Annotated in this window: 11 protein-coding genes; 8 read left to right on the top strand and 3 right to left on the bottom strand. The window is 36.7% G+C overall.

The features are described from left to right. Nucleotides 1-194: 194 nt before the first annotated feature. From AC27I2_RS19405 to rph, 3 genes are read right to left on the bottom strand one after another with little or no spacing between them, the layout of a single operon-like run. Nucleotides 195-581, bottom strand: coding sequence for a diacylglycerol kinase (locus AC27I2_RS19405; RefSeq protein ID WP_058405258.1), 387 nt, complete (start codon nt 579-581; stop codon nt 195-197). Nucleotides 582-635: 54 nt separating this feature from the next. Beyond that, a complete protein-coding gene (gene pyrE / locus AC27I2_RS19400; protein WP_058405257.1) occupies nt 636-1,280 on the bottom strand; it encodes an orotate phosphoribosyltransferase in 645 nt (214 codons plus the stop codon). A gap of 19 nt (nt 1,281-1,299) precedes the next feature. Continuing rightward, nucleotides 1,300-2,013 carry a ribonuclease PH gene (rph, locus tag AC27I2_RS19395; protein ID WP_058405256.1) on the bottom strand — a complete coding sequence of 238 codons (714 nt, stop codon included), beginning with the start codon at nt 2,011-2,013 and terminating at the stop codon, nt 1,300-1,302. 179 nt (nt 2,014-2,192) lie between these two features. On the opposite strand from rph, the gene AC27I2_RS19390 reads away from it, so the two are divergent. The 8 genes from AC27I2_RS19390 to AC27I2_RS19355 all read left to right on the top strand — a co-directional run bounded on the left by AC27I2_RS19390 (nt 2,193) and on the right by AC27I2_RS19355 (nt 8,964). Further along, the gene (locus tag AC27I2_RS19390) at nt 2,193-3,053 is read left to right on the top strand and encodes a YicC/YloC family endoribonuclease (RefSeq protein ID WP_138527578.1); all 861 of its coding nucleotides are present in this window, start codon (nt 2,193-2,195) and stop codon (nt 3,051-3,053) included. Nucleotides 3,054-3,234: 181 nt separating this feature from the next. Beyond that, on the top strand, nt 3,235-4,467 hold the full coding sequence (locus AC27I2_RS19385; RefSeq protein WP_487205229.1) for a tyrosine-type recombinase/integrase: 1,233 nt from the start codon (nt 3,235-3,237) through the stop codon (nt 4,465-4,467). A 7-nt stretch (nt 4,468-4,474) separates the two neighbouring features. Next, on the top strand, nt 4,475-5,263 hold the full coding sequence (locus AC27I2_RS19380) for a hypothetical protein (RefSeq protein ID WP_487205228.1): 789 nt from the start codon (nt 4,475-4,477) through the stop codon (nt 5,261-5,263). A gap of 124 nt (nt 5,264-5,387) precedes the next feature. After that, nucleotides 5,388-5,621: a helix-turn-helix transcriptional regulator gene (locus AC27I2_RS19375; RefSeq protein ID WP_273610020.1), complete on the top strand. Its 234-nt coding sequence runs from the start codon at nt 5,388-5,390 to the stop codon at nt 5,619-5,621. Next, nucleotides 5,618-5,845, top strand: a complete 228-nt coding sequence (locus AC27I2_RS19370) for a helix-turn-helix transcriptional regulator (RefSeq protein WP_487205227.1) — start codon at nt 5,618-5,620, stop codon at nt 5,843-5,845. The genes AC27I2_RS19375 and AC27I2_RS19370 overlap by 4 nt, the downstream gene beginning before the upstream one ends. 197 nt (nt 5,846-6,042) lie before the next feature. Continuing rightward, entirely contained in the window at nt 6,043-6,948 is a 906-nt protein-coding gene (locus tag AC27I2_RS19365) for a YagK/YfjJ domain-containing protein (RefSeq protein WP_487205226.1), read from the top strand. Between the two features lie 151 nt (nt 6,949-7,099). Then, nucleotides 7,100-7,648, top strand: coding sequence for an HGGxSTG domain-containing protein (locus AC27I2_RS19360; protein ID WP_487205225.1), 549 nt, complete (start codon nt 7,100-7,102; stop codon nt 7,646-7,648). An 80-nt stretch (nt 7,649-7,728) separates the two neighbouring features. After that, a complete protein-coding gene (locus AC27I2_RS19355; protein WP_487205224.1) occupies nt 7,729-8,964 on the top strand; it encodes a hypothetical protein in 1,236 nt (411 codons plus the stop codon). Nucleotides 8,965-8,975: the final 11 nt, after the last annotated feature.

Genomic DNA, 8,975 nt, shown 5'->3' with positions numbered 1-8,975 from the left:
CTCGCTAAGCGTTGCCTGCTCTGCCGTCTCAGTGGGGTCGCATTATAGGGAGATCCAAAAACAGATCAACCCTTTTTTGAAGAAAACTTGAAAAAATATGCTGTTCGATGAGTATTTGAACTAAACACACTAAAAAAACAACATTACTTTCATTTTATTAACATGCATGATCAATTTTTCATTGATCCAGTAGGCTAGGATCCTATGAACTTCATATACAAACTCACTCCCCACAAGATCACAAGGATCATCAGTGAGAGCGTAACAGCAGCAGAACCCATATCTTTTGCCCTGCCTGATAAGACATGCAGCTCTGTGCTAACACGATCAGTGAGAGCTTCAATGGCTGAATTTAATAGTTCAACAATTAATACCACCAATAGTGAGCACATAAGAATTGCCCAATGAAGTAATGAAGATGCTAGCCAAAATGAAAAAGGAAAAAGAATAATACAGATCAGTAACTCTTGTCTGAATGCAGCTTCTTCTTTAAACGCTGCTTTAAAGCCAAGATAAGAACAGTAAGTGGCTTTAAAAACACGTTTGAATCCTAAACCATTAGGTTTTAATACATCTTTCATTGATAAGCTCTTTAATATGGTCAAAAGAAAGCCCCGCAATGCGAGGCTTTATGTTTAGGCTACGCCGTATTGATCGCGATACGCTTTAACTGTTGCTAAGTGCTCACTCATTGTTCCTTGGTTTTCAAGGTAGCTAATAAGATCAGCAAGTTTAACAATAGAGATTACCTGCGTATTAAAATCACGTTCGACCTCTTGAATAGCAGAAAGCTCTGCTTTACCTTTTTCTTGACGATCTAAAGCTATTAATACGCCACTTAGGTCTGCACCGTTATTTGCAATAATTTCCATTGACTCACGAATAGCAGTACCGGCAGTAATCACGTCGTCGACTAACATAATTTTGCCATTAAGTTCAGACCCTACTAATGTACCGCCTTCACCATGCGCTTTCTTCTCTTTTCGGTTAAAACAATAAGGTACATCTTTGTTGTAATGATCAGCCAACGCAACCGCTGTAGTTGTAGCAATTGGAATACCTTTATAAGCTGGACCAAATAGAACGTCGTATTCTATTGCGGCATCTTCTAAAGCCGCAGCATAAAAGCGCCCCAAGCGCGCTAAATCACGACCAGTATTAAAAAGCCCTGCATTAAAAAAGTAAGGACTAGTTCGTCCTGACTTTAAAGTAAACTCACCAAATTTTAATACTTGCTTTTCTAGCGCAAATTCAATAAATTCTTTTTGGTAATCTTTCATATGTTTGCCGCCTGCCTATCTATGCTAATGCTTGCTTTTGAACGTCGATGATCTCACGAATAGAGTGCTTCGCTAATGTAAGTAACTCATCAAGTTCATCAAACGAAAACGGTTCACCCTCAGCAGTCCCCTGAACTTCAATAATTTTACCCGTTTCAGTTAAAATTACATTCATATCGGTTTCAGCAGCTGAGTCTTCAATGTATTCTAAATCACTTATAGCTTGGCCTTTATAAATGCCAACTGAAATAGCAGCGATCATATGTTTGAGTGGGTTTGAATTAATCATTCCTTTTGCGCGCATGTGCGTTAGTGCATCAACAAGTGCAACACAGGCACCACTTATTGATGCTGTGCGTGTTCCGCCGTCAGCCTGAATAACGTCACAGTCAATAGTAATCGTGTTTTCGCCAAGCGCTTTTAAATCAACTGCAGCACGAAGTGCGCGTGCAATCAAACGTTGAATTTCCATTGTGCGGCCGCTTTGCTTGCCACGAGACGCTTCACGAGCATTTCGTGTGTGTGTTGACCTTGGAAGCATCCCGTACTCAGCATTTATCCATCCCTTACCTTGGCCTTTCATGAAACGCGGAACGCCCGATTCAACCGTAGCTGTACAAAGTACTTTGGTGTTACCAAATTCAACAAGTACAGACCCTTCTGCATGCAAAGTATAATTGCGTGTAAATGATACAGGTCTAATTTGGTTTGGTGTTCTTTGGCTTGGACGCATTGACGATCCCCTTAATTCATAATTTGCCACATTATAAGTGTATGTGAGTACAGATACCATGCTGATTTAACAAATACCTGGTTGCAAAACATTCAGCTACTTAAATTTTCCCTAGAGGTTGGAGAGTGTTTCGGTATAATAAAAATTAATTATGTATTATAAAACTTAGGAAACCATCCATGATCCACAGTATGACAGCTTATGCGCGTCGCGAGATAAAAGGCGACTGGGGCACTGGCACTTGGGAAGTTCGATCAGTTAACCAACGTTACCTTGAAACCTTTATTCGCGCACCAGAGCAATTTCGTGGGATGGAGCCTGTTATTCGTGAACGTTTACGTAAACACTTACAGCGCGGTAAAGTAGAAGTATTTTTAAAGTTTGTTGCAAATCCAGCTCATGTTGGTGAGTTATCAATCAATCAAGCACTGGCTGAACAACTTATAAACAGTGCTAAATGGGTTCAACAGCAAAGTAATGGCGATATAAACCCAGTTGATATTTTGCGCTGGCCTGGCGTAATGGAAGCCGAAGAACTGGATATGGACAGCGTAAACACAGCGCTGATTGCAGGGCTAGATGAAGTAATTGAAGACTTTAAATCAGCACGGGGTGATGAGGGCGCAAATTTAGAAGAAATGATAACAACTCGCCTTGATGCCATCCTAGAGCAAGTAAACACAGTAGAAACTCACATGCCAGAAATTACTAAATGGCAACGTGAGAAGCTCGAACAAAAATTAGAAGATTTAACGACAAATATTGACGAGTCTCGTCTTGAGCAAGAACTAATTTATCTAGCACAAAAACAAGACGTAGCTGAAGAACTAGACCGCTTAAAGTCTCATGTTAAAGAAACTAAAAAAATTCTTAAAAAAGGCGGCGCATGTGGTCGACGTCTAGACTTTATGATGCAAGAGTTTAACCGCGAAGCAAATACTCTCGCCTCTAAGTCTATTAATAGCGATATTACAAATGCCGCTGTTGAGCTTAAAGTTTTGATCGAGCAAATGCGTGAGCAGATCCAGAACATAGAATAATACTCCGCACTGTTCTACACTGTTCATAAAACTTTATAAAACCTAGCTTTTGCTAGGTTTTTTGTTTTTTATAGTTCATACTAGTTTCTTATTGTTTATGTCTAAGTGGTTACCAAATAGGTTACAATTCTATTTAGTAACCACGCAAAAAAACTTCTAGTAACCACTTTACGGTGAGAAAATGAACCAAAAAGAGTTAAAATCAGCTATCAAAGATACAACATCAGCCAGAGTGCGTGTTGTTAAAGGCTTGTATATCAAACCTAACAAAGAAAGAACTGGTGGAGCATGGGAAGTTAGATACACAATAAATAAAAGACGTTCATTTATGACGCTAACTGGAGGTCACTTTCCAGAGCTATCGCTGTCAGATGCCAAACTTATCGCAAGCAATGTTTTACAAATGGTCAAACAAGGCAAAGACCCTTTACAAAAACGTATTGAAAGCAGTAAGAAAACTATTATCACTGTTAGTGATTTATTTGATAACTGGTTTGAAGGTGTTAGTAAAAGGCTAAAACATCCTAATGTAGCTTTAAGATATTTCACTAACGATATTAAACCTTCAATAGGCCGCCTTAAAGTTGAAGATGTAAAAGCTAAACACATACATGATTTAATTAATGATATATCCAATAGTGGGCGTCCATCTATTGCCAATAAAGTCCTACTTCAATGCAAACAACTTTTTAAGCATGCCCAAAAGTTGGATTGTACTGACAAGAACCCAGCAGCTGCTTTCGATGCAATAGATGCTGGTGGTGTAGGAAAAAGCCGCACCCGAATATTAAGTAGTGATGAAGTAAAAACTATATTTAGATCCTTTGAAGAGAATAGCCATATTTTTACTAGAGATAATTACATAGCATCGGTTTTACTACTTACTTTAGGGGTTCGAAAAGGTGAGCTTATAGCTGCAAAATGGAGTGAGTTCGATTTTTCAGAAAATTGTTGGTTTTTGCCTGAGTCAAGAAGTAAAACAAATATAGCTATAAAAATACCTATAGCACCCGCATTACTACCATTATTTGAAGAATTAAAAGTACGTTCTTGTGGATCTGATTACCTATTCCCTTCGAGGCGAGCAAGTAAAAGAAGAGCATATATCTCTGATGATACTCTTAATCACGCTTTAGCCAAAATATTTGGCAGAAAAGTCGACAGCAAGAAAAAGCCATACCCAAATATTTTAGGTAGTGAAGGTATTGAATACTTTGTAATTCACGATCTAAGGCGGTCATGCCGTAGTCTTTTGGCGCAATTAGGAGTTCCTGATAATGTAGCCGAGCGCTGTTTGAATCATAAGATTAAAGGGGTTGAAGGGGTATATAACCGATACGATTACTTTGATGAGCGACAAAAAGCGCTAAATGAATTAGCAAACCTTGTTATACCTTTAATTCAAGATAATTGAGCTTGTTATGACTGCTTCAAAAACAATTCCTATTACTGGCGTTACAAATAATGGTAAAAGGCAGCAGATTGAAAATCTAAAGAATATGGTTTTTCCTGAAATGCTTTTTAATCAGTTAAATAGTGACACTATAAAGCAAGATAATCATTTAAAAGTGGCCTTGGAATCTTTGTACTCAGGCATTGAGCTTCTTAAGTTAATTAAGTACCGAGTTGAAAAGCTAAAGACTAATAAAGAGCTATTTCCTAAAGATGAGCACACAATGCTTAGAGAAGTTGATAACGAGCTGAAAAATATTTCTAATACTCTGAGTTCATCTTACGACTCTAGCGAACATCAGCTAAGTGATGCTTTAACTAGTGCTCTTCTTATCGGCTATCATGCTGGCGCTAATGATATGAGAGTTAATCTGGAAAAACATGCTGAGAGAGGTTTCCAAAAAGGTGTACTTGATACGCAAGCTGGTGGAATAAAAACAGCAGCAAAGACTGAATCACTCAAATCGCTTATATTGGAAATGGCTAATTACCTAGGTTCAGTCGGAGATTACGGTAAACTATCTAAAAAAATTCTAGCTCAAGCGATACATCCTGTTATTTACGATTTCTATATTAAAAATAAGGAACTGGAGTGCTTTCATATATTCAACAGATGTGAAGACACTGAAGCATATATCAAAAACAACTTGCATAAGCCTAAGCTGATAAGTGAAAAGGGTAAGGCATATCCCATAAAACTCAGCCAGTTGCTAAAGAAAAAATACAACACTGCGGAAATTAGAAATAAATTAAAATAATTTCTTCATAAATTTCAGTTAATAACAGTAAAAAAAAGCCCTACCCACTTAGTGGGTAGGGCTTTCCTATCCCTATATTCTTTCATAATTCTCCCATCAACAATGATGAACCGGAGAAACCAATTTGAACCAACTAACAACACCAACAACTCAATTTACTGACCGCCTAGTCAGAGAAGCAGAAAGAGCCAAAATAACGGCTGTCTCTCGAACCAGCGCTTGGGCTTTAGAAAAAAAAGGCCTCTTTCCGAAAAGAAGAAAGCTTCATGCCGATAGCGACAGAGTTTGTTGGTTATTAAGCGAGCTTTTAGACTTTGTAAAATCTCGCGAAGTAATAAATATGGAGCGACCTCAATGAACGAGAAAAAGCTACCAGATCTTGCTATGTATATTGACGATGCTCGAATGATTAAAAAGCCTGAATTGCAAAAGCTTCTTAACATCAGTAGGTCAACACTTGGAAGATGGATAAAGGCTGGCCATTTCCCCCCACCAGCTCATGTAATAAATGGGCGGTCCATGTGGCATTTTCAAGATTATAAAAATTGGCTAGCTAATGAACACACAAAAGCAGGTAAATAAACTGCTTTTTTTTGGCCTACTGATGACGCACTTTGAAACAAAATGATCAGTAAAAATACGCTATTCAACAAGCTAAAAACATATCTTAGTTATTATTTTAAAAGGGCTTTTATCTGTAAAGCGCCTATCCACTAACAGCGGATATTAAATAATATAAGAAAGATACCAATTAATAACTAAAGCAAATAGATATAACAATGACCTTTAAAATATCAACAACTAACTCAGTAAACTTTATATACAAAGATCATAGCTACAGAGTATTCAAACCAAAGACAAAAGGCCAAGATCTAAAAGCATTAACTAAAGTGTTTAGGCATTGTGAATGTATGCTTTCTCACTACTCTAAAGTACTCGTAGCAAGAATTGACCTAAGTACTAAATCTTATTCTATTAATAATCAGGCGTTCTTAAAATTTATTAAAAAACAGTTGTCGATACTTACAAAACAATATAACTGCAAAATAAGTTACATATGCGCTAGAGAGAGAAATACATCTTCAAATCATCATTATCACTTAGCTGTTTTGTTAAGTGGGCATAAAATAAATCATAGCAGTAAGTTAACCTACCAATTAAAGCATGCTTGGGAATCTGAAGGCTTAGGTTCGGCCTCATTCGTTCAACACCCATACTACCTAATGCAAAGGGGTAATAAGCTTAGCATAGAACCTGCTCTATACCGTTTAAGTTATTTTACTAAACGTACCACAAAAGAAGCTAGCATTAAGGCTCATAGCTACTTATTTAGTACACTTGAATACTCAACAGAGCACGTTGATAGACGCTTTAACGATATGCTACTCGTAAATCCAGCTATTACATATCAGCAAAATGAAGAAGCGGCTCTAATAAAGCCAGATAACTCAGAGGATGGTGGTATCAAGGTAATAAAAAGGCAATTAGGTATAAGCAATACAAAGTTAATACAATCTAAACTTCATCGCTCATTACAGTACAGCGATCACCTTAATCAAGCTAATAACGATCAAGTACCTTTGCAGCACTCTATGAACCGAAGCATACACATGCAAAGTGATCGATCACCTTACCCGAAGATACAACATAAAGCTCTGTTATATGATCGCTTCACGTGGCATTAAAATAACATAACTCATTGATTTATATGTTCACACCATGGTGGTAAGCATATAAATTTTCGATTTTAAAAACTTGAAAGAAAATAAATTTTCAAAAAGCAAACCCTATGAACCGAAAGTTCACCGGACATGATCGATCATAAAAAGGCAAAAAATGAGTAAATTTGATTTAGAAAGTCTACCCAAGTGTGGCGCTAAAACACGTTCAGGTAGTCCATGTAAACGCTTAGGCAACAAGCGTAATGGTCGCTGTAAATTGCATGGTGGTCGCTCTACAGGTGCAAAAACAACTGAAGGTAAACTTGCTGTGCGTACCAATCCTGTTAAAAATGGTTTTGGATGGAATCTAATGCAAGACTATGACTCCGTATTAATGGAAGACTCACTTAAAGCATACATTCAATTGTGCGTTATAGTTGGGCAGAAAAGTTTTAACAATAGTGAAGTAAACAAACTAGTAGCACGATACAACGTAGCATTAGAGTGCTTTAAATATCATATTTGTGAATACTATGGCGAAGAGGCCTTTATTATTGTTCAATCGGCACTTGATGCGTATTACAAAGATACTGATAGTCAGCATCTTCACTTTCATATACATACTGAGGTTGTAAAAGCCCCCTACTTCCACCAGCAAATGAGTGAAGCAAAAAAGCAGTTTTTGCTTGTAAAAAAAGGGATTTTATCTAAAAGTTTCCTATGAAGCATCAAACTATTGAATTTTATAGGTAATAACGTAAAGTTTGTAATAAGTTATACGGGTAGCTTAATAAAGGACTAAATATGCTCAAACCTAATGAAGGTAACAAATATGTATTTAAAAATATTAATTTTAAAAGTATGTACCTACCCCCTCTAAATGAAGTCGCCCAGCTATTACACTTACCTAGTAACATTAGTGGCATGATTACTCATGCCCAATCATTTTATGATTCTGAATTGCCTGTCAGTCAAAGCTCTATATTTCATTTATCAAGTAAAGGAGTAGGTAAACCAACATTTAAAAAAATTTATACATGGTTTAAATCTCTCTCTCCGAAAATCAATGATGTGTTCAATCTTCAAGTATATAAAAAAACATCAAAAGCGATGAGAGTTACCTCAAATGCCAGTATCTACTACTCATGTACACATGGATTTAATTTCAATAAGAAAAGCAACAATAGCGACAATGAATTAGACCTATTAATAGATTGGCTGGTAGAACGCTCAAATGCTGATTATTTAATGATGAATGAAATACACAACCAAGCAAAGTTAAAAGCTATTAATATAAAAGCACCAAAGGATATTTGGCAGTTACAAAAACCATACTGGCAATCCCATAGCTTAGTGCCACGGCAGCAACTCAATATTATTAATGAGTTTTACAATTCAGATAAAAAGCGGGAAGATTATACAGAAGAGGATGGCCTAGCTCTTATTGAAGCAACATACCACTTAACATTTGATTTCTATTTATCAGCCATTGCCAACTACGAGGCAGGTCTTCACTCTTACTACTTTAGATTAGATGAGCACTATAACCCTAAAAAAGGCTCAAGCTTTTTTATAAATGTGCTAAATACCTTAGTTGAATCTGAAGAAGCCAACGGGTGTTTCGATGCTGTACTAATAGAGCTAAAAGAGCTCGTATCATCAAACGACAAACCAATGACTTGGAGAAAGCTGGCTAGCTTTATTCCTCTTGAAAAGTCTAAATCAGATTACACCGAAAGCGGGGAATCTTTAAATGATAGGCAATACAAACAACTAAAAGATTGGCGAAATGGGAAAAACTTACCTTCATTTTTAAGGTTAGAAAAGTTTATTAATGCTATTTGCGTTAGTCATGGTAATTACGACTCGTTAGCAATACTCATGTATTTTAGAATTAGTCGGGGTATAGACACAAAAATACAAGAATGCTTTGAGCAAACTCATAATGAAAAAACGATACCAATTTTCAAGACTGTGATTGCTCAATACCCGTCCTATTTCGAACACTATACAGATAAATTAAATAAAGCAGCTACGTAATTACACAGCTG

Source organism: Pseudoalteromonas sp. NH0006-46 (assembly GCF_057547735.1).
The sequence above is the reverse complement of the archived record's forward strand: the minus strand, read 5'-3'. Positions and strand labels throughout refer to the sequence as shown.